At 70.2% G+C, this 22693-nt stretch carries 20 protein-coding genes; 9 read left to right on the top strand and 11 right to left on the bottom strand.

From position 1 onward, the window contains the following. Positions 1-68: 68 nt before the first annotated feature. The 3 genes from B0B14_RS06840 to dut all read right to left on the bottom strand — a co-directional run bounded on the left by B0B14_RS06840 (position 69) and on the right by dut (position 1943). Positions 69-827, bottom strand: a complete 759-nt coding sequence (locus B0B14_RS06840) for a DUF3159 domain-containing protein (protein ID WP_076680687.1) — start codon at positions 825-827, stop codon at positions 69-71. Continuing rightward, positions 824-1423 (bottom strand): DUF3710 domain-containing protein, encoded by a 600-nt coding sequence (locus B0B14_RS06835; protein WP_076680686.1) that lies wholly within the window; start codon positions 1421-1423, stop codon positions 824-826. Before B0B14_RS06835 ends, B0B14_RS06840 begins: the two co-directional genes overlap by 4 nt. Positions 1424-1496: 73 nt before the next feature. Then, on the bottom strand, positions 1497-1943 hold the full coding sequence (gene dut / locus B0B14_RS06830; RefSeq protein ID WP_076680685.1) for a dUTP diphosphatase: 447 nt from the start codon (positions 1941-1943) through the stop codon (positions 1497-1499). A gap of 12 nt (positions 1944-1955) precedes the next feature. On the opposite strand from dut, the gene B0B14_RS06825 reads away from it, so the two are divergent. Beyond that, the gene (locus tag B0B14_RS06825; RefSeq protein ID WP_076680684.1) at positions 1956-2456 is read left to right on the top strand and encodes a DUF3093 domain-containing protein; all 501 of its coding nucleotides are present in this window, start codon (positions 1956-1958) and stop codon (positions 2454-2456) included. An 8-nt stretch (positions 2457-2464) separates the two neighbouring features. Here the strand turns inward: B0B14_RS06825 and B0B14_RS06820 are convergent, their stop codons facing one another. Beyond that, on the bottom strand, positions 2465-2758 hold the full coding sequence (locus B0B14_RS06820) for a DUF4193 domain-containing protein (protein WP_076680683.1): 294 nt from the start codon (positions 2756-2758) through the stop codon (positions 2465-2467). Between the two features lie 228 nt (positions 2759-2986). Here B0B14_RS06820 and sepH point away from each other — a divergent pair, with 228 nt between their 5' ends. Then, positions 2987-4027 carry a septation protein SepH gene (gene sepH, locus B0B14_RS06815; RefSeq protein WP_076681319.1) on the top strand — a complete coding sequence of 347 codons (1041 nt, stop codon included), beginning with the start codon at positions 2987-2989 and terminating at the stop codon, positions 4025-4027. Between the two features lie 7 nt (positions 4028-4034). Here the strand turns inward: sepH and B0B14_RS06810 are convergent, their stop codons facing one another. Next, positions 4035-5162, bottom strand: a complete 1128-nt coding sequence (locus tag B0B14_RS06810) for an alkaline phosphatase family protein (RefSeq protein WP_076680682.1) — start codon at positions 5160-5162, stop codon at positions 4035-4037. Between the two features lie 74 nt (positions 5163-5236). On the opposite strand from B0B14_RS06810, the gene B0B14_RS06805 reads away from it, so the two are divergent. Then, entirely contained in the window at positions 5237-7690 is a 2454-nt protein-coding gene (locus B0B14_RS06805; RefSeq protein ID WP_076680681.1) for a DNA gyrase/topoisomerase IV subunit A, read from the top strand. A gap of 36 nt (positions 7691-7726) precedes the next feature. Here B0B14_RS06805 and B0B14_RS06800 read toward each other — a convergent pair whose 3' ends face one another. Then, positions 7727-9814: a DNA gyrase/topoisomerase IV subunit B gene (locus tag B0B14_RS06800; protein ID WP_076680680.1), complete on the bottom strand. Its 2088-nt coding sequence runs from the start codon at positions 9812-9814 to the stop codon at positions 7727-7729. 171 nt (positions 9815-9985) lie between these two features. Here B0B14_RS06800 and B0B14_RS06795 point away from each other — a divergent pair, with 171 nt between their 5' ends. From B0B14_RS06795 to B0B14_RS06785, 3 genes are read left to right on the top strand one after another with little or no spacing between them, the layout of a single operon-like run. Next, a complete protein-coding gene (locus tag B0B14_RS06795) occupies positions 9986-10204 on the top strand; it encodes a DUF7455 domain-containing protein (RefSeq protein WP_076680679.1) in 219 nt (72 codons plus the stop codon). 39 nt (positions 10205-10243) lie between these two features. After that, the gene (locus B0B14_RS16645) at positions 10244-10921 is read left to right on the top strand and encodes an alanine racemase C-terminal domain-containing protein (protein WP_076680678.1); all 678 of its coding nucleotides are present in this window, start codon (positions 10244-10246) and stop codon (positions 10919-10921) included. Further along, on the top strand, positions 10918-11970 hold the full coding sequence (locus B0B14_RS06785; protein ID WP_076680677.1) for an alanine racemase: 1053 nt from the start codon (positions 10918-10920) through the stop codon (positions 11968-11970). The genes B0B14_RS16645 and B0B14_RS06785 overlap by 4 nt, the downstream gene beginning before the upstream one ends. Here the strand turns inward: B0B14_RS06785 and B0B14_RS06780 are convergent. From B0B14_RS06780 to B0B14_RS06760, 5 genes are all read right to left on the bottom strand, one after another. Next, positions 11958-12704, bottom strand: coding sequence for a type 1 glutamine amidotransferase (locus B0B14_RS06780; protein ID WP_076680676.1), 747 nt, complete (start codon positions 12702-12704; stop codon positions 11958-11960). The two genes, B0B14_RS06785 and B0B14_RS06780, sit on opposite strands and share 13 nt — an antisense overlap. Continuing rightward, complete coding sequence (locus tag B0B14_RS06775; RefSeq protein ID WP_076680675.1) at positions 12701-13981, bottom strand: Mur ligase family protein; 1281 nt, start codon at positions 13979-13981, stop codon at positions 12701-12703. The genes B0B14_RS06780 and B0B14_RS06775 overlap by 4 nt, the downstream gene beginning before the upstream one ends. Before the next feature lie 7 nt (positions 13982-13988). After that, complete coding sequence (gene ectB, locus B0B14_RS06770; RefSeq protein WP_076680674.1) at positions 13989-15248, bottom strand: diaminobutyrate--2-oxoglutarate transaminase; 1260 nt, start codon at positions 15246-15248, stop codon at positions 13989-13991. A 101-nt stretch (positions 15249-15349) separates the two neighbouring features. Continuing rightward, on the bottom strand, positions 15350-16744 hold the full coding sequence (locus tag B0B14_RS06765) for an RNA polymerase sigma factor (RefSeq protein ID WP_076680673.1): 1395 nt from the start codon (positions 16742-16744) through the stop codon (positions 15350-15352). A 225-nt stretch (positions 16745-16969) separates the two neighbouring features. After that, a complete protein-coding gene (locus B0B14_RS06760) occupies positions 16970-17893 on the bottom strand; it encodes a proteasome assembly chaperone family protein (protein ID WP_076680672.1) in 924 nt (307 codons plus the stop codon). Positions 17894-18006: 113 nt separating this feature from the next. On the opposite strand from B0B14_RS06760, the gene B0B14_RS06755 reads away from it, so the two are divergent. From B0B14_RS06755 to sucB, 3 genes are all read left to right on the top strand, one after another. Further along, on the top strand, positions 18007-19482 hold the full coding sequence (locus B0B14_RS06755) for a leucyl aminopeptidase (protein ID WP_076680671.1): 1476 nt from the start codon (positions 18007-18009) through the stop codon (positions 19480-19482). Then, a complete protein-coding gene (gene lpdA, locus B0B14_RS06750) occupies positions 19482-20855 on the top strand; it encodes a dihydrolipoyl dehydrogenase (RefSeq protein ID WP_076680670.1) in 1374 nt (457 codons plus the stop codon). The genes B0B14_RS06755 and lpdA overlap by 1 nt, the downstream gene beginning before the upstream one ends. A gap of 64 nt (positions 20856-20919) precedes the next feature. After that, a complete protein-coding gene (gene sucB / locus B0B14_RS06745; protein WP_076680669.1) occupies positions 20920-22689 on the top strand; it encodes a 2-oxoglutarate dehydrogenase, E2 component, dihydrolipoamide succinyltransferase in 1770 nt (589 codons plus the stop codon). Positions 22690-22693: the final 4 nt, after the last annotated feature.

Here is a 22693-nt window from a genome sequence, read left to right as displayed (position 1 = left end):
TGGCCCTAACTCTCCACGGGGAGGAATTTATCTTGATGTCAAGATAAATATACCACCGCCGCCGCGGATCACGCGTCGGCGGACGCCTCCATCGGCGCGCGGGGATACAGAGCCCGGACCGCCAGCCAGGTGACCGCCACGAGCGGTGCGAACAGCGGAAGACCCATCACGAGCTTCAGTGTTCCGAGGGCCGCGACGTCACCCGCGAAGTACAGCGGGAGCTGCACGCCGAGCCGGAGGAAGAACAGTCCTGCCCACGCGATCGCGAGCCAGAAGAACGTGCGGCGCTTGCGCTTGTCGCCTCGCCACGCCGTCCCCTCGCCCATGAGCCACCCGGCGGCGAGGCCGATCAGCGACCAGCCGATCAGGGCCGAGACGAGCAGGGCGCTCCCGTACACGGCGTTCGTGATGAAGCCGGGGATGAAGTTGTCCTCACCGCGTCCCGTGAACAGGGCGAGCGCGGCGGCCACCGCGGTCGCGATGAGTCCCCCGAGCGCCGCACTGACCGGCGAGCGCTGCGCGAGCCGCACCACCGTGAACACCGCGGCGATGCCGACCGACAGGCCGAGGGCGAGCCAGAGGTTGCCCTGCCCGGCCTCGGGGTCCATCGTGACCGTGAACACGACGATGAACACGAGCCCCGGCAGCACCGATTCGAGCACGCCGCGCCAGCCGCCCATCGCGTGCCACACGACGTGGCCCGTCGACGCGTTGGCGTTCGGGTCGAGGCCGGCACGACGCGCCGCTCCCCCGAGCGCCTGCCCGAGGATGTCGGATGCCGAGGCCTCCCGTTCGGGCGGCGTCAGGTCGGAGTTCGAGTCGGTCACGCGGTGCCCGGAGTCGCCGGCATCCGCAGCGGGATGAGGTCTCGAGGGGGCATCGGCGTGCCGCCGCGCACGACGACGATCGAGCGGAACAGATCCTCGATCTGCGCGGCCGCGGCGACGTCGCTCGTGGCCGCTCCCCCGATCACTCCGCGGAGGAACCAGCGGGGTCCGTCGACGCCGACGAATCGCGCGAGGCGCTTGCCCGCCGCTCCGTCGGCACCGGCGACGACGGGCACTTCGGCGAGGAGCTCGGGTCCGAGCGGGCCCTCGCGCTCTTCGACGCGGCCGCCCTGCTGGCGGATCTGCTGACGGATCTGCTCGCGCGTCTCCTCCCAGAGCCCGGTCGTGCGGGGCGCCGCGAACGGCTGGACCTGCAGCGTGGAATCCGCGTAGTCGAGGCCGACGGCGACGATCCGCTTCGTCTGCTCCTCCACCTCGAGGCGCAGGTTCAGCCCTTCGCGCGGGAGAATCTTGATCCCGCCGAGATCGATGTACGGACGGACCGCTGCCGCCTCGGACTCGTCGAACGGACCGACATCCGCTCGATTCTGCGCGGGGGCCGCGCCCGTCGTGTCCTGCGTGCTGTCATCGCTCATGCCTGACTCCGTCCTTCGTTGTCTTCGGTCGCGGAGAAGCTCCCCACGAGGACCTGCGGGTGATCGGCGACGGCTATGCCGTGCCTTTCTGGTAGCCGGTCGAGCCGAAACCGCCCTCGCCGCGTGCGCTGTCGGGCAGTTCGTCCACGGGGAGGAAGCGCACGCGCGGCACGGGCATGACGATCAGCTGTGCGATGCGGTCGCCGACCGCGACATCGTATGCGCTCGTGCTGTCGGTGTTCAGCAGGGAGACCTTGATCTCGCCCCGATACCCCGCGTCGACGGTGCCGGGGGCGTTGACGATCGTGATGCCGTGCTTGGCGGCCAGGCCGCTGCGGGGCACGACGAAGGCGACGAACCCGTCGGGCAGGGCGATGCGCACGCCCGTAGCGACGAGCGCGCGCTCACCGGGCTCCAGACGAACGGCCTCTGCGGCGACGAGATCGGCACCCGCATCACCGGGGTGGGCGTAGACCGGAACCTCGGATGCGATGATGGGAACGTCCACGGATTCGGTCACGCATCGAGGGTAATGCAGAACACAACTGGCGGTGTCGCGGCCGAGGTCGCCTACCGCGAAAGACTCAGCCCGTCGCTCTGGGTGCTGGTGAGCGCCGCCGTCGTGGCGCCGATGGCCGCACTCGTCTTCACGCCGATCGACACGACGGTCGCGCTCGTGATCGGTGCGCTCGCGGGCGTAGCCTTCGTCGCCCTGCTCGTCGCCGGCTCGCCGCGCGTGGAGGTGCGCGACGGCGAACTGCGTGCCGGCCGCGCCCACATCGACGTGCGGCTCCTCGGCGAGCCCGTCGTGAGGACAGGCGAAGAGGCGCGGCTCGCCCGGGGTCCGCAGCTCGACCCGCGCGCGTGGCACGTCATCAGAGGAGGGATCGACGGCGTGGTCATGGCGGCTGTTCAGGATCCGGATGACCCGACGCCCGTGTGGGTGGTGTCGTCCCGCACTCCCGACCGCCTCGCCGCCGCACTCCGAAGAGCACAGAGCGGGCGGCCCGGCGCGGTGTCAGACGGCGCGTAGCGCGCGGATCAGGCCGCGCACTCCTTGCAGATCGCGCCGCCGGCCTCGTCGTGGTCGACCTGCGAGCGGTGCTTCACGAGGAAGCAGTTCACGCACGTGAACTCGTCTTCCTGGGGAGGCAGCACGACGACGTCGAGCTCCAGGTCGGAGAGATCGGCGCCCGGGAGTTCGAACCCCGAGGGGTTGTCGGAATCCTCGACATCCACAGACCCCGAGAGCTTGTCGGGGACGCGCTCCTTGAGCGCCTCGATCGATTCGCTGTCGTCTTCGGTCTTGCGGGGGGCGTCGTAGTCGGTGGCCATTGCGTAAAAGTCTCTTCTTCCGTGTTTCGATGCTCGTGCCCCTGCGGGCGGCGATAGTTTGCACGACCGCGGGGCTTTTCGCAAATGCGGGGGTCGGGCGCCGGGTGTGCCCTCCACGGCCGTGAAACTCACGGCGCGCCCGCGATATTCCCTGTGCACGCGGATGTGCGTGCGACCATGGGCGCACGCCACTGGATGGACGAGTGCTGGATCGGAGAGGCGTTTCGCATGGAACAGCTCAAAGTCATCGGAACCGAGGACGACCGCCTGGTTCTCGCGACCGAATCGGGCGAGCGATTCTCGCTCGCCGTGGACGACGTGCTGCGCAACGAGCTGCGCAAGTCGCGCCGCGAGCCCGACACCCGCGTCGCACGACCCGGACCCCGTGAGATCCAGGCGCACATCCGCGCCGGTCTGTCGACGCAGGAGGTCGCCGATCTTCTCGGAGCCCGTCCGGAGGACGTCATCCGGTTCGAGGGCCCCGTCCTCGCCGAGCGCGAGCACGTGGTCAGCCAGGCACTCGCCGTGCCGGTGCTCCTCGCCACCGATCTCGAGGCCGACGCCCACGCGACGTTCGGCAGCGCCGTGCGCGCCAAGCTGGCCGACGCCGGGGCGGTGGGCGAACGCTGGACGAGCTGGAAGGAGCCGACCGGCTGGGTCGTCAAGCTCGAGTTCGCGGCGTCCGACATCGACCACGATGCGCGCTGGGCGTTCGAGCCGCGCCGCTCGACCCTCGCTCCGCTGAACGCCGACGCCGTGCAGCTCTCTCGTCAGGGATCGCTCCCCGAGGGCCTCATCCCGCGACTGCGCGCGCTCGACGTCGCCCCCGTCAAGGACGAGTCGCGCTTCGACAGCGGCTCCTTCGGTCCGCGCCGGATGCCGGAGCCTGTGGCCGATCTCGAATCCCCCGAGGTTCCCGAGCCGACGTCGCCGGCCGTCCAGCAGGCCGCGATCAAGCGCGCCGCCGAGACATCCGTGACCTCCGCCGAGACTGCGGACCTCCTCGAAGCGCTCCGCCGTCGTCGCGGACAGCGTGAGCCCCTGCCCGGTGTCGACGACCTGGCGGCCGAGCGCGCTCACGCGCCGGTGGCTCTGTTCGACGCGCTGGAGCCGGGCTACGACGGCGCCTCCGCCGAGACGGAAGAGCCGGCCCCGGTGGACTACCGCGAGCCTGCGGTCGCCGCCGAGGGATCGGCGCGCCGGGCCAAGGGCCGCGCCTCGCTGCCGTCATGGGACGAGATCGTCTTCGGCGCCCGCACCGACGAGTGACCGCGGCTCACGCGAAGGCGCCGAGGCGGATGAGCGGCACGACGCGCTCCTCGTTGGTGAGCGAGCCGTGCTGGCCGACCATCTTCTGCGACGACGTGTCCGCGACGCGATCGTCGTAGTAGGCCACTCCGGCGCGCGCTGCGACGAGCACATCGCCGATGCGCGGCCGTACCTCGGCGGCCACCGGTCCGAACAGGCCGGAGTCGATCGCGTCGTCGCGCGACATGACCCACGACCGCCCCGATTCGGATGAGCGCCAGCGCTCGAGAACGTGCCGCTCCTGCCCGGGCTCGACGTAGAGGTGCAGCATCCGGGGCTCTCCCCCGATGAGCCGCACGTCCGCCGCGAGGTCCGAGTCGGCCGTCACGAGGATGTGCTTGTGCCGCGGCACGTCGACCATGCCGTGGTCGGCGGTCACGACGGCGCCCGTTCCGGGCGCCAGTCCCTCCGACAGCGTGCGTGCCGCGGCGTCGACGCGTTCCAGCGCCGCGATCCAGGCGTCGCTCTCCCACCCGCGCTTGTGCCCGACGGCGTCCAGGTCATTCGCGTACAGGTACACGAGCGCACCCGGATGCCGTGCGGCCAGGTCGGCGGCCAGCCCGGCGCGCTCCCCGACCGTCGCCGCGGAGACGAACTCGGCACCGCGCAGCGTGGCCCGCGTGAACCCGGTGCCGAGATACTCCGCCTTGGAGACGACGAACACCGGCCGCCCGGCGTCCGATTCGCGCTCGAGGAGCGGCTGCGCCCGCTGCCACGAGTGCGGGTCGAGGCCGTGCGTCTCCCAGCCGTGCAGCTGATCGGCGACGAGGTCGGTGCCCGGGACGCGCGCGCGGTACCCGACGATGCCGTGGGTGCCCGGTTCCTCGCCGGTGAGCAGCGACGTGAGGGCGGCTGTCGTGGTGGAGGGGAAGACGGTGCGCGCGACATCCTTCTTCGTGCCGCTCGCGGACAGGAATCGCGCGTGGCCCGATCGGGCGGCGAGCTGCGCTGAGCCCAGCCCGTCGACGACGAACACGACGGCGCTGGTCGCGGGGGCGAACCAGTCGCCCGCGCCCGTGAGGGAGCGCAGGAGCTGAGGGACGACACCGGTGAGCCGCCGGGCTCGTGGCGGGTCCGCCGGTAGGCTGAGGGACATCGGGGCCAGTCTCCCACACGCCGATTCCGGCGGGGGAACGTCGGCTCCCCCGTCCACCCGAGACACGGATACGCATGCCCGCACGACCACCACAGCCGCCGATCGAAGAGCGCATCGAAGACGTCGACGTGACGACCGAGATGCAGGGCTCGTTCCTCGAGTACGCCTACTCCGTGATCTACTCCCGCGCGCTCCCGGACGCGCGCGACGGCCTGAAGCCGGTGCAGCGCCGCATCCTGTATCAGATGGCCGACATGGGCCTGCGCCCCGACCGCGGCCATGTGAAGAGCGCGCGCGTGGTCGGCGAAGTCATGGGAAAGCTCCACCCCCACGGCGACGCCCCGATCTACGACGCGCTCGTGCGCCTCGCCCAGCCGTTCTCCCTGCGCGTGCCGCTGGTCGACGGGCACGGCAACTTCGGCTCGCTCGACGACGGCCCTGCCGCCCCGCGGTACACCGAGGCCCGTCTCGCTCCGGCCTCGCTCGCCCTCACCGAGAACCTCGACGAAGACGTCGTCGACTTCATCCCGAACTACGACGGTCAGTTCCAGCAGCCCGAGGTCCTGCCCGCGGCCTTCCCGAATCTGCTCGTCAACGGCACGACCGGCATCGCCGTCGGCATGGCGACCAACATGGCCCCGCACAACCTCATCGAGGTCGTGTCCGCCGCGATCCACCTGCTCGAGAACCCCGACGCGACCGTCGAGGAGCTCATGGAGTTCGTGCCCGGTCCGGATCTGCCATCGGGGGGCATCATCGTCGGCGTCGACGGCATCAAGGACGCGTACACGGGGGGTCGCGGCAGCTTCCGCACGCGTGCCAAGGTCTCGATCGAATCGCTCGGTCCGCGTCGCATGGGCCTCGTCGTCACCGAGCTCCCCTACCTCGTCGGCCCCGAGCGCATCATCGAGAAGATCAAGGATGCCGTCCAGTCCAAGAAGCTGCAAGGCATCTCCGACGTCACGGATCTGACCGACCGTCATCACGGGCTGCAGCTCGTGATCGGCATCAAGACCGGGTTCGACCCGCAGGCCGTCCTCGAGCACCTCTATCGGCTCACGCCGCTCGAGGACTCGTTCAGCATCAACAACGTCGCCCTCGTCAAAGGCCAGCCGCAGACGCTCGGACTCAAGGAGCTCCTCCGCGTCTATCTCGACCACCGCCTCGAGGTCGTCACGCGGCGCAGCCGCTACCGACTCGCTCGACGCCAGGAGCGCCTGCACCTCGTCGAGGGCCTTCTCATCGCGATCCTCGACATCGACGAGGTCATCCAGGTCATCCGCACCTCCGACGACGGCGAGCAGGCGCGTACGCGTCTCCAGGACGTCTTCGACCTCTCGGTCCCGCAGGCGGAGTACATCCTCGAACTGCGCCTGCGCCGGCTGACGAAGTTCTCGCGCATCGAGCTGGAAGCGGAGCGCGACACCCTGAAGGCCGAGATCGCCCAGCTCCTCGAGCTCCTCGCCAGCGATGTGCTCCTGCGGGGGACGGTCGCGTCGGAGATGGACGCCGCGGCCGAGAAGTTCGGCACGCCGCGCCGCACCCTCCTGCTCAACGGCGGTCCCGTGCAGCCCCGCTCGCGCGCGGCCGCCGCGGCGGCGGACCTGCAGATCGCCGACGCCCCCTGCCGTGTGTTCCTGTCGGCGACGGGACGCATGGTGCGCGCCGAGCTGACCGCGGACGTCCCGGGTGGAGGAATCGTGCCGCCTGCGCGACGCTCCAAGCACGACGCGATCCGCTCAGCCGTCGACACGACCACCCGGGGCGACATCGGCGCGATCACGTCGGCCGGACGCCTCGTGCGCTTCACGCCGGTCGACCTGCCCTCCGTGCCGGGCAACTCCGTGCAGCTCGCCGCCGGAACCCGGGCCGACCAGTACCTCGGGCTCTCCGGTCAGGAGCACGTCGTGGCGATCGTGCCGCTCACGGAGGATCCCCCGGTCGCCCTCGGCACCGCCCAGGGCGTCGTCAAGCGCGTCGCGGCATCCGAGATCGCCGGCAAGCACGATGTCGAGATCATCGCGCTCAAGGACGGCGACCGCGTCGTCGGAGCGGCTCCCGCTCCCGACGGCACCGAGGTCGTGTTCATCACCTCGGATGCCCAGCTCCTCCGCTTCGACGCCGACGCCGTCCGCCCTCAGGGCCGCGCCGCCGGTGGAATGGCAGGCGTCCGCGTGACGGCAGGCGAGCGCGTCGTGTACTTCGGCGCGATCCCGGCCGACTCCCCCGACACCGTCGTCGTGACGGTCGCCGGGTCGACGCAGGCGCTCCTGGGGGCGGATGCCGGATCGGGCAAGGTCTCGATGCTCGGCGAGTTCCCGCCGAAGGGTCGTGCGACCGGCGGCGTGCGCGCACAGCGCTTCCTGAAGGGCGAAGACACCCTCACGCTCGCCTGGGTGGGCGATGATCCGCGTGCGGTCGGCACCGACGGGGGCACGCGCACCCTTCCCCCGGCGGGCGCCAAGCGGGATGCCTCGGGCACGCCGCTCGACGGCGTCATCGGCTCGATCGGCACCGGCGTCCGCTGAAGCCCGCGGGCGGATGCGGCGCAGAGACGTCGAAGGTCAGACGTCGATGCGCTCGCGATCGAGCCGCGCGGAGGAGTCGATGATGAAGTCGCGCCGGGGGGCCACCTCGTTGCCCATGAGCAGCTCGAACACGCTGTTGGCGGCCTCGGCATCCGGCAGCCGGACGCGGCGCAGGGTGCGCCCCGCACGGTCCATTGTGGTGGTCGCGAGCTGCTCGGCATCCATCTCGCCCAGGCCCTTGTACCGCTGGACGGGCTCGTGCCACTTGCGGCCCGACTTCGACAGCCGCGAGAGCAGGGTGTGCAGCTCCTGCTCGGAGTACGTGTAGATCGTCTCGTTCGGCTTGGACCCCGGATTGACGGCGATGACGCGGTGCAGCGGCGGCACGGCGGCGTAGACCCGGCCGTCTTCGATGAGGGGTCGCATGTAGCGGAAGAACAGCGTCAGCAGCAGTGTGCGGATGTGCGCGCCGTCGACGTCGGCGTCGCTCATCAGGATGACCTTGCCGTAGCGCGCGGTGTCGATGTCGAACGAGCGGCCCGAACCGGCCCCGATCACCTGGATGATCGACGCGCACTCCGCGTTGGAGAGCATGTCGCTGATCGACGCCTTCTGCACGTTGAGGATCTTGCCGCGGATCGGCAGCAGGGCCTGATACTCGCTGTTGCGCGCGTTCTTCGCGGTCCCGAGCGCAGAGTCCCCCTCCACGATGAAGAGCTCGGACTGCGCCACGTCGTTCGTGCGGCAGTCGGCCAGCTTGGCGGGCAGCGACGACGACTCCAGCGCGTTCTTGCGGCGCTGGGTCTCTTTGTGCGTGCGCGCCGAGATGCGCGCCTTCATCTCGGAGACGACCTTGTCGAGGACGAGGGCGGTCTGCGACTTGTCGTCGCGCTTGGTCGAGGTGAACTTGGCGGTCAGCTCGCGCGCGACGACGTTCGACACGATCTGACGCACGGCGGGCGTGCCGAGCACTTCCTTCGTCTGGCCCTCGAACTGCGGCTCGGGCACGCGCACGGTGAGGACCACCGTCATGCCGGCGAGGATGTCGTCCTTCTCGATCTTGTCGTTGCCGACCTTCAGGCGGCGGGCGTTCTGCTCGATCTGCGTGCGCAGCACCTTCATCAGGCCCGCTTCGAAACCCTGCTGGTGCGTTCCGCCCTTGGGTGTCGCGATGATGTTGACGAACGACCGGCTGACCGTCTCATAGCCGGTCCCCCATCGCACCGCGACGTCGACCGCGCAGGTGCGCTCCACCTCGGTGGGCACCATGGCGCCCGTGGGCTGGAGCACGGGAACCGTCTCGGTGAAGGTTCCTTCCCCCGTCAGCCGCCAGGTGTCGGTGATGGCGGCATCGGGGGCCAGGAACTCGGCGAACTCGGAGATGCCGCCGTCGAAGCGGTAGCTGGTCTCCTGCACACCGTCGGTGCCGGATGCCGCCGAAGGGCGCTCGTCGCGGATGACGAGCTCGAGACCCGGCACGAGGAACGCCGTCTGACGCGCGCGCTGGACGAGCTCATCGAGGTGGAACGCCGCATCCTTCGTGAAGATCTGGCGGTCGGCCCAGTAGCGGATGCGCGACCCCGTGACGCCCTTGGGCGCGCGGCCCACGACCCGCAGCTCGGAGCTCTTCTCGAACGGCGTGAAGGCGGAGTCGGGGGTGTCGCCGGCGAACAGACCCGGCTCGCCCCGGTGGAACGACATCGCCCACGTCTTCCCGCCGCGGTCGACCTCGACGTCGAGGCGTTCGGAGAGCGCGTTGACCACCGAGGCGCCGACGCCGTGGAGGCCTCCGGACGCCGCATACGATCCGCCGCCGAACTTGCCGCCGGCGTGGAGCTTCGTGAAGACGACCTCGACGCCCGTGAGACCCGTGCGCGGCTCGATGTCGACGGGGATGCCGCGGGCGCGGTCGCGCACCTCGACGCTGCCGTCGGCGTGCAGGACGATGTCGATCCGCGAGCCGTGACCTGCGAGGGCCTCGTCGACGGAGTTGTCGATGATCTCCCACAGGCAGTGCATCAGACCGCGGGAGTCGGTCGAGCCGATGTACATGCCGGGCCGCTTGCGGACCGCTTCGAGCCCTTCCAGCACCTGGAGGTGGTGTGCAGAATACTCGGATGTCACAATCCTCAAGCGTATCCGCGGGGCACGACACCGGTGAGGTGACACACGGTGGGCATTCCCGCCGTACGCGGTGAGCGAAATGTGACCTGTTCGCGGCATTCTCGAAACATCCCCGTGGTTGTATTTCAGGACTGAACGAGAAGCTCTGTCACGTAACGAGGAGGAACCGAGATGACCACGCTCACGACACCCGCCGAGACTGCCGTCCTCGAGCACCGCCTCACTGCCGCAGACCGCTGCGACTCCTGCGGAGCACAGGCCTACATCGCCGCCGAGGTCAACGGCAGCGAACTCCTCTTCTGCGCCCACCACGGTCGCAAGTACGAAGAGAAGCTCCGCGCCATCGCCACGAGCTGGCACGACGAGACGGCGCGCCTGATCGAGGCGTGACCGACCGGACGCATCGCGCCCCGCGGTTAGGGTGAACGGGTGACCGCTCATCTTCCCTCCGTGCGTCGCTGGATCGAGTTCTCGCTCCGCGCTCTCGACGAGAACGCGGAGCGCGTCCGTTCCACCGCACGGGTCGCCGATCTGAGGGCGGATGCCTACGGGCACGGTCTCGCACTCGTCGCCGAGCGCCTCGACCGTCACGGGTTCGAGGCGTTCGTCGTGTCTCCTGGTGAAGACCCGGGAGACGTGCGCACGCCCGTCGTCGCATCCGCTGATCCGCACGACATGACGGGGCCCGAGCTCTTCGGTGCGGCGGCGGGATGGCGACCCGTGCTGCGCGCCGGCGCCGAGATCCTCGCCGTGAAGGCGGTGGCCGCCGGTGAAGGCGTGTCGTACGGCCACACCTGGGTGGCGCCGCACGACACGACGCTTGCTCTGGTCGGGGCGGGATACGCGCACGGCATCGTGCGTCGGGCATCCAACACGGCTCCGGTGCTCGTCGGCGGCGCCCCGCGCACGATTGTCGGGGTCATCTCGATGGATCAGCTCACCGTGCACCTCGACGGAGCCGAGGTCGTCGAGGGTGACGACGCCGTCTTCTTCGGCGATCCCGATCGCGGCGAGCCGACTCTCGCACAGTGGCAGGAGGCGACGGGCATCCGCGCCCTGGCCATCACATCGCGGCTCTCGGCCGGATTCGCCCGGAGCATCGCATGACCGGCCCGACCGCGCACGTCGACCTGGCCGCGATCGGCGACAACATCTCATCCCTTGCGGCCCGCGCACCGCACAGCGCGTTCCTGCTGGCGGTCAAGTCCGATGCGTACGGACACGGGATGCTCCCGGTGGTCGAGGTCGCACGCGAAGCCGGCGCCTCGTGGTTCGGCACACTCGACACCGACACGGGCTTCGCGCTGCGTGAAGCCGGTGTGCGCGAACCGCTCTTCGCGTGGGTGCACGGCCGCGCGACCGACTTCGCAGCCGCGGCCGAGGCGCAGATCGACCTCGGCATCCAGACGATGGCTCAGCTGGAGGCCGTCGGAGCCTCGGCCGCCCGCACGACGCCGCGCGTGCATCTCAAGATCGACACGGGCCTGCACCGCGGCGGGATCGACGTGCCGCAGTGGGACGCCTTCGTGCGCCGGGCGCTCGAACTCCAGGCCGCCGGTCGCCTTCAGGTCGTCGCGGCGTGGAGCCATCTCTCCGACACGTCGATCGAGGTCGACCGCTCCTCCGCGGTCGACTTCCTCGCGGCGGTCGCCCACGCCCGTGCGCTCGGCGCCGAGTTCGAGCTGCTGCACCTGGGGGCGAGCACGGCGCTCATCGAGCTGCCCGAGGCTCATCTCGACCTCGTGCGCGTCGGGATCGCCGCCTACGGCATCTCGCCGGTCCACGAGTCTGCGCGCGAGCTCGGACTGCGACCGGCCCTGCGGCTCACCGCTCCGGTGCTCGAGAGCGTCGGCGCGACCGCCCTGCTGGCGGTCGGCTACGGCGACGGCATCCAGTCCGAGCCCTCCGACGAGGCATTCGTCGCCCTCGCCGGCGGCCGGGCCCGCGTGCTCGACGTGGGTCCCGATGTGACGACGGTGGACGCCTCAGGGCTCGACGCGCAGGTCGGCGACACCGCGGTCGTCTTCGGGCCGGGAGACGACGGCGAGGCGGATGCCGAGCAGTGGGCCATCTGGGGCGGCACCGTCGGTGACGAGATCGTGACCGGGCTCACGCGGCGCGTGGCGCGCAGCTGGTCCGGGCGTCAGGCGCTGTAGCCGACCCGCTGGGCGAGCGCGGCGCGGGAGCGTCGTGCCCACTCGTCGATCTGCGTCAGTTCGCCGGTCACGGGCGCCAGGACTGCGCCAGGCTCCCGCCGGGCCAGCGCGGCGGAGAGGATCTCGTCGGCCAGGTCGGGGTTCATCCCGAGCACGCACCCGTGCAGGTGCGTGCCGATCGACGCGCCGATCCGCACGCCCTCGGCGCCGTCATCCTTCGCCGCGCTGCCGTCGTTGCCGAAGCCGCGCCGCACCCGGCCGAGCGGCTCGGCATCCGCGTCGAGCGTCGTGCGCCCGCTGTGGTTCGCGAAGCCCGTGGCGATGCCCGAGCGCGTCTCGATGACGGTCTCGCCGACGCTCTGCGCCGTCTCGCGCGTGACTTCGGTCGGGAAGACGTCGAGGCCGTCGAGCACGCCGTCGTCATGGACGATCCGCCGACCCAGGAGCTCCCAACCGCCGCCGACCGCCAGGATCGGGACGCCCGAATCGCGGAGCTCCCGCAGCACTGCGGCGAGTCGGATCGCGTCGGGCTGCACGGCACGGACCGCGGCGAACGGTCCGGAGCCGATGTGCACGATGTCGATGTCGCCCGGCAGGTCGTCTCCGACGCCCACGTCGATGATCTCGACCTCGTGGCCTCGCGCGCGGGCACGCCGCTCCAGGACGAGCACGTTGCCGACGTCGCCGTTGATGCCGAGCTCTGCGGGATAGAGGTGGCCGATGCGCAGCTTCACGTGTTGCTCTTCCCCTCGATGCCGCTCTGACCGAGTCGACGACGGATCTCCATCATCTGCTCGTAGTTCACGATCATCGTCTTGATGCCCGTCGACGGCCGCGGGAGCGCGAGGAACCGCTCGAGCGCAGGGCCGAGGTCGGGCTCGACCGCACCGACGGCGACGCCGCCGTATCCGAAGCGCGTCGCCAGCTGCCAGGCCTTGGTGCCGGTCAGCACGTCGACATGGTCGATCGCGCTCAGATCGGTGCCGTAGATCCACGAGGGATCGGGCGTGCCCTCGTCGACGGCGACGAACAGCTGCTCGGGGACGCCGTCGAGCGCATCGAGATTGACCTGCAGGCTCGGCGCGTTCTTCATCATGACGATCTCGATGTCTTCTCCGCCGACGTGCATGACCTCGCCGCGGCCGTAGACCGTCGGTGTGCTGGTCAGCGCCTCGGTGGCGATACGCGCGTCGAAGCGGTCGCCGAGGATGCGGCGCGCCGTCTCCACCGCCCCGGCGGCATCGACCGCGTAGTGCAGACCCCGGACGGGGAGCCGCACCGCATGCTCCTCCCCCGCGATCCGCAGCGAGATGTCACGGCCGGCGACGCGCGTGACCTGCACGGCGCGCGCGTCGTCGGCGACATCCACCGGGCGTGCGGAGAGGTCGTCGTAGTTCGCCAGCCCGTTGCGGGCCGAGGAAGCGGCCGTGGCGGCGTCCACCCCGAACCAGCTGACGGGCGCCACGACATCCGGTGCGAGGGCACGCAGCGACACGTCGTCGGCGTTGAGGACGACGAAGTCGCCGCACGCCTGCGCGATCGTGCGGAGGAATCCCGCCACACGGGCGGGATCGTAGAAACGGTTCAGCTGATCGACCTGGATGTTGAGGAGGAGGGCGCCGCGCGGATGCAGGAGCGGAACGAGCTGCGGCCCGTAGGCCTCGTCGACCTCGAGGATCGCGATGTCGGCCTTGAGGTGCCCACCGCTGTCGACGTCGGGAAGGACAGACGACGCGATGCCCTGGGGCAGGTTGCCTCCGGAGCCGTTGGTGAACACGCGGAGCCCGTGCGCACGCACGATCCGCGTCAGGAAGTGGGTCGTCGTCGACTTCCCGTTCGACCCGCTGACGAACACGACCCCCGCCGGGAGTCGCGAGACGGCGCGCTCGATCAGGCCGGGGTCGATCGCCAGCGCGATGCGGCCGGGGAGAGCGGCACCGCCCCCGCGCAGCCGGGTGACCACGCGCGTCGCGCGGCCCGCGAGGATCGCCGCTGTGGTGCGCAGCCCCATGACGGCGTCAGGCCGCGGCGATCGCCGCGTCGGTGGCCTCGTCGATGATGTCGAGACCCTTCAGCAGCGTCTCGTCGTCGCCCACGAGCGTCGGCATGACCTTGAGCACCTCGTCGTGGGCGCCGCTCGTCTCCACGATGAGTCCGCGCGCGAACGACTCCTTCGAGATGCGTCCGGCCAGACCCAGGTCGTTGCCGGCGAGGCCCTGCAGGAGCCCGCGCCCGCGCGTCGTGAAGGCGCCGGCGTGACGGTCGGCGATGGCCGCGAGGCGGCTCGCGACGAGGTCGCCCCGGTGCGCGATCGACGCGGGGAACGAGGCATCCGCCCAGTAGTTCTCGATCGCGGCGGCCGCACCGACGAAGGCGATCGAGTTGCCGCGGAACGTGCCCGTGTGCATGGCGGGCTTCCACACGTCGAACTCGGGCTTGATGAGCACGAGCGACATCGGGAAGCCGTAGCCGGAGAGCGACTTGGAGAGAGTCACGACGTCGGGCACGATGCCCGACTGCTCGAAGCTGAAGAAGTCGCCCGAGCGGCCGATGCCGATCTGGATGTCGTCGACGATGAGCACGATGCCGTGGTCGTCGCACAGGGCCCGCAGCGCGCGGAGCCATTCGGGACGCGCGACGTTGACACCGCCTTCGCCCTGGACGGTCTCGACGATGACGGCCGCCGGCAGGTCGAGGCCGCTCGAGGGGTCTTCGACCAGCTTCCGCAGCATCGCCACGGTGTCGATGTCGGGGCCGTAGTACCCGTCGAAGGGGTGGAAGACGACATCGTTGAGCCCCACGCCCGCGCCATCGCGGAACCAGCTGTTCGCGGTCGCTGCGAGGGCGCCCAGGGAGAGGCCGTGGTAGCCGTGGGTGAAAGCCACGATCGTGCTGCGACCGGTCTTGATGCGCGCGAGCTTCATCGCGGCCTCGACGGCGTTGGCACCCGTGGGCCCCGGGAACTGCAGCTTGTACTCGAGACCGCGCGGAGCGAGGATCACATCGCGGAAGACCTCGAGGAAGTGACGCTTGGCGCCGGTGGCCATGTCGAGGGCGTGCTGGATCTTGTCGCCCATCAGGTACTCCACGACGGGTGCCTTGATCAGCGGGTTGTTGTGCCCGTAGTTCAGGGTGCCCGCACCGCAGAAGAAGTCGATGTAGTCGCGACCGTCCTCATCGGTCAGGATCGACCCGCGAGCGGTGTCGAAGACGGTGGGGAACGAGCGGATGTAACTCCGCACTTCCGATTCCATCGAGGAGAAGACAGAGAGATCCACGGTTTGGCCTTTCTTAGAGTTTCCCGCTCAGCGCCATGCGGGTGCCTGTTCGGCTCGTTGATGATATCCGTGCGGCCTGGGCCGGAGCCCAGGCGCGCGGATCACTCCAGGTAGTCTCGCAGCGACTGCGAACGCGAGGGATGACGGAGCTTGGCCATCGTCTTCGACTCGATCTGGCGGATGCGCTCGCGCGTGACGCCGAACGTGTCGCCGATCTGGTCGAGGGTCTTCGGCTGGCCGTCGCCGAGTCCGAAGCGCATGCGGATCACGCCGGCCTCGCGTTCGGACAGCGAGTCCAGGAGCGACTCGAGCTGACGCTGGAGCATCGTGAATCCGACCGCGTCGGCGGGCACGACCGCCTCGGTGTCTTCGATGAGGTCGCCGAACTCGCTGTCGCCGTCCTCGCCGAGGGGCGTGTGCAGCGAAATGGGCTCGCGGCCGTACTTCTGCACCTCGACGACCTTCTCGGGCGTCATGTCGAGTTCGCGGCTGAGCTCTTCCGGCGTGGGCTCGCGGCCCAGGTCCTGGAGCATCTGGCGCTGCACGCGGGCGAGCTTGTTGATGACCTCGACCATGTGCACCGGGATGCGGATCGTGCGGGCCTGGTCGGCCATCGCGCGGGTGATCGCCTGACGGATCCACCAGGTGGCGTAGGTCGAGAACTTGAAGCCCTTGGTGTAGTCGAACTTCTCGACGGCGCGGATGAGACCCAGGTTGCCCTCCTGGATGAGGTCCAGGAACTGCATCCCGCGGCCGGTGTAGCGCTTGGCGAGGGAGACCACGAGTCGGAGGTTCGCGCCGAGGAGGTGCGACTTCGCCCGCTGACCGTCACGGGCGATCCACTGCAGGTCGAGACCCAGCTGGTTCGACTTCTCGGCCGCCGTCATGTGCGAGAGCTTCTCTTCGGCGAACAGGCCCGCCTCGATGCGCATCGCCAGCTCGACCTCTTCGGCCGCGTTGAGGAGCGGGACCTTGCCGATCTGCTTCAGGTAGTCCTTGACCGGGTCGGCGGTGGCGCCGGTGATCATCGTCGAGTAGACGGGCACGTCCTCGTCGTCGGACGACGAGATGACGATCGCGCCGGTCGGGAGCGGCTCCGTGAAGACCGGCTTAGTGGTCTCCTCGTCGTCCTCTTCGGACTCCTCGGACGCTCCGGATGCCGCGTCGGCGTCACCTGCGGGTGCAGCCTTCTTGCCGCGCGCAGCGGCGGGAGCGTCGTCGGCGTCGTCGGCGTCGTCGTCGATCACGACGTCTTCCAGATCGACCTCGTCGTCGATCTCCTCGTCATCGGCGTCGGCATCCTTCGCCTTGCTCTTGGTCGTCGCCTTCGCCGTCGTCTTGCGCGGAGCCTTCGCGGGCTCGGCGGCCGTCTTCGCGGCGGTCTTGGGTGCGGCTTTGGCTGCGGTGCTCTTCCGAGCGGTCGTGGTCGTCGTGGTCTCGACGGCCTCGGTGTCCTTCGCAGCGGGTGAACGGGGTGTCTTCGTGGCTGGGGTCACGGTTCGCCTTTCACCGATCGGCGCGTGTCGTACGCCCCCGGTAGATTTCGGACACTAGTAAGACCCTTGTCAAGTCCGGAGAGATGCAGAAAGCACCACACGCGGTCCGACAACGGGTCAGGTCATCTATTGTCTCATACTTGCCGCGAATGCTTGACACGCGCGGCGACTCCCTCTAGACAACGTCGCCACGCCTGCGAGGATTCCCCGCGAGGCGGGAATCGCTCAGAGTCCGAGCTTCTCGTCGTCGCCCGACGGACGGTTGGCGAGGAACCTCTCGAGCTCCGCCGCGAGCTCGTCCGCGCTCGGCAGATCGCCCGTGTGGATCATGGCCGTCGCGCGGGTCGACCCCGCCATATAGGAGTCGTAGCGCTCCTCGAGGCCCTGGAGCATCCGCTGGAGCTCGTCGCTGGCCGAGACCTGGTCGTCGACCTTCTCGAGGTACTCGCGGTTCTGCTCGCGCAGGTCGTCGCCGGCGAACACGAGGCCCGTGGCGACGGTGAGGCTGTCGAGCGCCGCCAGGGTGGCCGCCGGGTACTCGGTGTCTCCCAGGTAGTGCGGCACGAGGAGCACGAAGCCCGCGATGCTCTGTCCGGCCTCGCTGAAGCGCAGCTCCAGAAGGTGGCCGACGGTCGCGGGCACCTGCGTGTGGGGCTGCCATACCGAGTGAGCGGCGGTGAGGTCGGAGCGCGTGCCGCTGACGGTCGTGCCGAGCGGCCGCGTGTGCGGCACCGGCATCGGGATCGCGTGCACCCACGTGACGGAGGAGACCGAGTACTGCTCGGCGAGGTCGAGCACGGCCCGGGTGAACGCCTCCCAGGCGAAGTCGGGCTCGTAGCCTGCGAGCACGAGGAACGGCTGGCCGAGCGTGTCATGGGCCAGCGACAGCTCGAGCCGCGGCGGCCGGTATCCGGTGAGATGGTCCTGATCGAATGAGATGAGCGGACGGCGTGCGCGGTAGTCGAGCAGCACGTCATTCGAGAAGACGGCCAGCGGGGTCGGCTCGAGCTCGTCGCGCACATAGTCGATGAGGCCGCCGATCGCGGTCCCCGCGTCGGTGAAGCCGGTGAGCGCGATGACGAGCGGGAGCCCGGCGCGGACCGGCGGAGCGGACACGGCGCGCTCGTAGAGGGGAGCGGACAGCGGCATTCCTCCATGCTACGAGGCGGCTCGAACACGAGGGTCGACGGCATCCCGCTCAGAGCGAACACGCGAGACCCCTCCTCCGCGCGCGGTCCGCATCCAAACCTAGGATGGACGTCATGTCGTTCCCCGACCTCGAGTCCCGTACCGTTCCCCTCCGAGAGTCCGAAGCCGACGCGCTCCTGCTGGCACTGCCGCCGCTCGATGCCGAAGGTTCCCCCGCGCTGGATGACTGGCCCGGCCTGCGCGACGCGCTGGTGGCCACCGGCTTCACGGGCGCCGCAGCCTCCTTCCAGCGCGCCTACGCGCCCGCCTCGACAGACAAGCCCCTCGCGGTCGTCGGCACGGGGTCCGCTCCGGATGCCGCAGCCGTCCGGGAGGCCGTGGGCGCCGGGATCCGCGCCCTGACCGGATACGACACGGTGGCCGTCGCGGTGCCCGGCGCCGGCGCGGACGGCCTGCGCGCCGCTGCGGAAGGAGCCGCTCTCGGCGGCTACCGCTTCGCCGCCTACAAGACCGACGCGCCGAAGGCGCGTGCGTCGAAGGTCGTCGTCCACGGAGACGTCGAGCTCGACGCCGACGCCCTCGCCGCTGCGACGGCCGCGGCATCCGCCGTCGCCCTCGTGAAGGATCTCGTCTCCACCCCCGCGGAATGGCTCGGCCCGGCCGACTTCGCCGCACGCGCACAGGAGTCGCTGGCCGATCTGGCCGTGACGGTCGAGGTGCTCGACGAGGAGGCGCTGAAGGCGGGTGGCTACGGCGGAATCCTCGGCGTCGGCCAGGGATCGGACCGTCCGCCGAGGATGGTGCACCTCGACTACTCGCCGGCCGGGGCCACCCGTCACGTGGCGCTCGTCGGAAAGGGGATCACGTTCGACACGGGCGGTCTCTCGCTCAAGCCGCCGGCATCCATGGTGGGCATGAAGTACGACATGTGCGGCGCAGCGACGGTGCTGGCCGTGGTCCGGGCCATCGCGACGCTGGGCCTGCCGGTGCACGTGTCCGGATGGCTGTGCATCGCCGACAACATGCCGTCGGGCCGGGCCACACGCCCCGGTGACGTGCTGCGGATGCTCGACGGCACGACGGTCGAGGTGCTGAACACGGATGCCGAGGGCCGTCTCGTCCTCGCGGACGGTCTCGTCGCAGCCAGCCGTGAGCACCCCGACCTGATCGTCGATGTGGCGACCCTCACCGGTGCGATCTCGATCGCGCTGGGCACCCGCCACGCCGGAGTCATGGGTGAGGACGACGCGGTCGCGGACTACCTCGCGGCGGCGGCCGCAGTGGGCGAGCTCGCCTGGCCGCTTCCCCTCCCCGTCCATATGACCGACGAGCTCGATTCCCCGATCGCCGACATGCAGAACGCGAAGATCGGCGATCCCAACGGCGGTTCGCTCTTCGCCGGGCTCTTCCTGCAGCGGTTCGTCGGTCGCACCTCCGACGACGCCGACGCACCCCGCATCCCCTGGGTGCACCTCGACATCGCGAACGTCGGGTGGAACAAGGGCGCCCCGTATGGTTTCACCGAGAAGGGGCCGACCGGCGCCACGGTGCGGTCGCTGATCCGGCTGATCGCAGGCGAGGAGGCATGATGACGGAGCACACGTTCGATCTGGTCGTCCTGGGTGGCGGCAGCGGCGGGTACGCGGCGGCCCTTCGTGCCGCCGAACTCGGCAAGACGGTCGCCCTCATCGAGAAGGACAAGCTCGGCGGGACGTGCCTGCATCGCGGCTGCATCCCCACCAAGGCTCTCCTGCACTCCGCCGAGGTCGCGGACTCCGCGCGGGAGGCGTCGTCGTACGGCGTGCGGGCGACGCTCGACGGCATCGACCCCGACGGCGTGCGCGCCTACCGGGAGGGGATCGTCGCGAAGAAGTTCAAGGGACTCGAAGGGCTCGTGAAGGCTCGCGGCATCACGGTCGTCGCGGGTGAAGGCCGCCTGGAGACCGGACCCGCCGTCCGGGTCGGCGACGACCTCTATCGCGGTGCCGACGTCGTGCTCGCGACGGGGTCGTACAGCCGCTCGCTGCCGGGTCTCGAGATCGGCGGCCGCGTGCTGACGAGCGAGCATGCGCTCGAGCTCGCGGAGATCCCGAGCAGCGTCGTCATCCTCGGCGGTGGAGTGATCGGCGTCGAGTTCGCCAGCGTGTGGAAGTCGTTCGGCGTCGACGTCACGATCGTCGAGGCGCTCGATCACCTCGTTCCGAACGAGGATGCGGCGATGAGCAAGGGCCTCGAGCGCGCGTTCCGCAAGCGCGGCATCGCCTTCTCCCTCGGTGTGCGGTTCGCCTCCGTGACGCAATCCGACAGCGGCGTCACGGTGAGCCTCGAGGATGGCAAGACCTTCGACGCCGACTACCTCCTGGTCGCCGTCGGCCGCGGGCCGGCGACGGCCGGCCTCGGCTTCGAGGAGGCCGGTGTGACGGTCGACCGCGGCTTCGTGATCACCGACGAGCGGCTCCGCACCGGAGTCGAGCACGTCTGGGCCGTCGGCGACATCGTGCCCGGGCTCCAGCTCGCGCACCGCGGTTTCCAGCACGGCATCTTCGTCGCCGAGGAGATCGCGGGCCTGAAGCCGGTTCTCGTCCCCGACCTGCAGATCCCGAAGATCACGTACAGCCACCCCGAGGTCGCCTCGGTGGGTCTCAGCGAGGCCGGCGCCGTCGAGAAGCACGGGGCGGATGCCGTGGTCTCCTACGAGTACAACCTCGCCGGGAACGGCAAGAGCGAGATCATCGGCACGAGCGGCATCGTGAAGGTCGTGCGGCAGAAGGACGGCCCGGTCGTCGGCGTGCACCTGATCGGGGACCGCGTCGGCGAACTCATCACCGAGGGTCAGCTCGCCGTGGTCTGGGAGGCGCACCCCGAAGACATCGCCCCGTTCCTCCATGCTCACCCCACGCAGAGCGAAGCGCTCGGCGAGGCGTTCCTGGCCCTCGCGGGCAAGCCGCTGCACACGCTCTGACACCCCGACCCCGACGGCATCACTAAGCTAGTCACGACATCTGCACCTTGAAGGAGACAAGCCCATGAGCACTTCCGTGGTCCTTCCCGCGCTCGGCGAGAGCGTTACAGAAGGAACGGTCACCCGTTGGCTGAAGCAGGTGGGAGACACCGTTCAGGCCGACGAGGGTCTCCTCGAGATCTCGACCGACAAGGTCGACACCGAGATCCCTTCGCCCGTCTCGGGCGTCCTCGAAGAGATCTTCGCGCAGGAGGACGACACCGTCGAGGTCGGCGCGGTCCTCGCGAAGATCGGCGACGGCTCCGGCTCGGCCTCCGATGCGCCGGCGGAAGAGGCCCCTGCGGCCGAGGCTCCCGCCGAGTCGGCTCCCGCCGCTGAGGCTCCCGCCGAGCCGGCTCCCGCCGCTGAGGCAGCGCCGGCTGAGGCCGCGCCCGCCGAGCAGGCGCCTGCCGCGCCGGCATCCGGCGGCAAGGACGTCGTTCTCCCCGAACTGGGCGAGAGCGTGACCGAGGGAACCGTCACGCGCTGGCTCAAGCAGGTCGGCGATCAGGTCGAGGTCGACGAGCCGCTGCTCGAGATCTCCACCGACAAGGTCGACACCGAGATCCCTTCGCCCGTCGCGGGCACGCTGCAGGAGATCCTCGCGCAGGAGGACGAGACCGTCGAGGTCGGCGCCGTCCTGGCGCGGATCGGCGACGGAGCCGCTGCCCCGGCCGCTGAGGCGCCGGCATCGGAGGCCCCCGCGGCGGAGGCGCCTGCTGCGGAGGCGCCTGCCGCCCCCGCAGCTCCTGCACCCGCCGCCGAGGCACCCGCCGCCGCGGCTCCTGCCGCTCCCGCGCCCGCCGCCCCTGCGCCGACGCCCGCCGCGGAGGCACCCGCGCCCGCCGCGGCTCCGGTCTCGGCGCCCGTCGACGACGACACCGTCGCCTATGTCACGCCGCTCGTGCGTCGCCTCGCCCAGCAGCAGAACGTCGATCTCTCGACCGTCAAGGGCACCGGCGTCGGAGGGCGCATCCGCAAGGAGGACGTGCTCAACGCCGCCGAAGCGGCCAAGGCAGCCCCCGCCGCCGCTGCGGCCGCACCGGCTCCCGCCGCCCGCGAGAAGCTCGAAGTGTCGCCGTTGCGCGGCACGAAGGCCCCGATGTCGCGTCTGCGCAAGGTGCTCTCGGAGCGCGCCGTCGCGTCGATGCAGCAGACGGCCCAGCTGACCACGGTCGTGAAGGTCGACGTCACGAAGGTCGCGAACTTCCGCACCGCCGTGCAGTCCGACTTCGTTGCCAAGACCGGCGGCAAGCTGTCGTTCCTGCCGTTCTTCGTCCTCGCGGCCGCGGAGGCGCTCCAGGCCTACCCGATCGTCAACGCGACGGTCGACGGCACCGACATCGTCTACCCGGCGTCCGAGAACATCGCCATCGCCGTCGACACCGAGCGAGGCCTGCTGACGCCGGTCCTCCGCGACGCCGCCGGCAAGAACCTCGCCGAGATCTCGAAGGAGATCGCCGACCTGGCCGCCCGCACCCGCGACAACAAGCTGAAGCCGGACGAGCTGGCCGGCGGTACGTTCACCGTCACGAACACGGGTTCGCGCGGCGCGCTGTTCGACACCCCCGTGGTGTTCCTGCCCCAGTCGGCGATCCTCGGCACGGGAGCCGTCGTCAAGGAGCCCGGTGTCGTGAAGGTCGACGGAGTGGATGCGATCGGCATCCGGTCGTACGTGTACCTCGCGATCTCGTACGACCACCGCATCATCGACGGCGCCGACGCGGCCCGCTTCCTCGGTGCGCTGAAGTCCCGCCTCGAGACCGCGGACTTCACGCCCGACCTCGGGATCTGAACCG

The organism is Microbacterium sp. RU33B (assembly GCF_900155915.1).
Classification (GTDB): Bacteria; Actinomycetota; Actinomycetes; order Actinomycetales; family Microbacteriaceae; genus Microbacterium.
Note: the sequence above shows the minus strand (reverse complement) of the source record. Positions and strands in the feature narration are given on the sequence as shown.

Excerpts from the sequence above, each read along its gene's own strand:
- B0B14_RS06835 (WP_076680686.1), bottom strand. The coding sequence starts at position 1,423 with ATGAGCGATGACAGCACGCAGGACACGACGGGCGCGGCCCCCGCGCAG.
- B0B14_RS06825 (WP_076680684.1), top strand. The coding sequence starts at position 1,956 with ATGCAGAACACAACTGGCGGTGTCGCGGCCGAGGTCGCCTACCGCGAA.
- B0B14_RS06820 (WP_076680683.1), bottom strand. The coding sequence starts at position 2,758 with ATGGCCACCGACTACGACGCCCCCCGCAAGACCGAAGACGACAGCGAA.
- sepH (WP_076681319.1), top strand. The coding sequence starts at position 2,987 with ATGGAACAGCTCAAAGTCATCGGAACCGAGGACGACCGCCTGGTTCTC.
- B0B14_RS06810 (WP_076680682.1), bottom strand. The coding sequence starts at position 5,162 with ATGTCCCTCAGCCTACCGGCGGACCCGCCACGAGCCCGGCGGCTCACC.
- B0B14_RS06805 (WP_076680681.1), top strand. The coding sequence starts at position 5,237 with ATGCCCGCACGACCACCACAGCCGCCGATCGAAGAGCGCATCGAAGAC.
- B0B14_RS06795 (WP_076680679.1), top strand. The coding sequence starts at position 9,986 with ATGACCACGCTCACGACACCCGCCGAGACTGCCGTCCTCGAGCACCGC.
- B0B14_RS06785 (WP_076680677.1), top strand. The coding sequence starts at position 10,918 with ATGACCGGCCCGACCGCGCACGTCGACCTGGCCGCGATCGGCGACAAC.
- B0B14_RS06775 (WP_076680675.1), bottom strand. The coding sequence starts at position 13,981 with ATGGGGCTGCGCACCACAGCGGCGATCCTCGCGGGCCGCGCGACGCGC.
- B0B14_RS06760 (WP_076680672.1), bottom strand. The coding sequence starts at position 17,893 with ATGCCGCTGTCCGCTCCCCTCTACGAGCGCGCCGTGTCCGCTCCGCCG.
- B0B14_RS06755 (WP_076680671.1), top strand. The coding sequence starts at position 18,007 with ATGTCGTTCCCCGACCTCGAGTCCCGTACCGTTCCCCTCCGAGAGTCC.
- lpdA (WP_076680670.1), top strand. The coding sequence starts at position 19,482 with ATGACGGAGCACACGTTCGATCTGGTCGTCCTGGGTGGCGGCAGCGGC.
- sucB (WP_076680669.1), top strand. The coding sequence starts at position 20,920 with ATGAGCACTTCCGTGGTCCTTCCCGCGCTCGGCGAGAGCGTTACAGAA.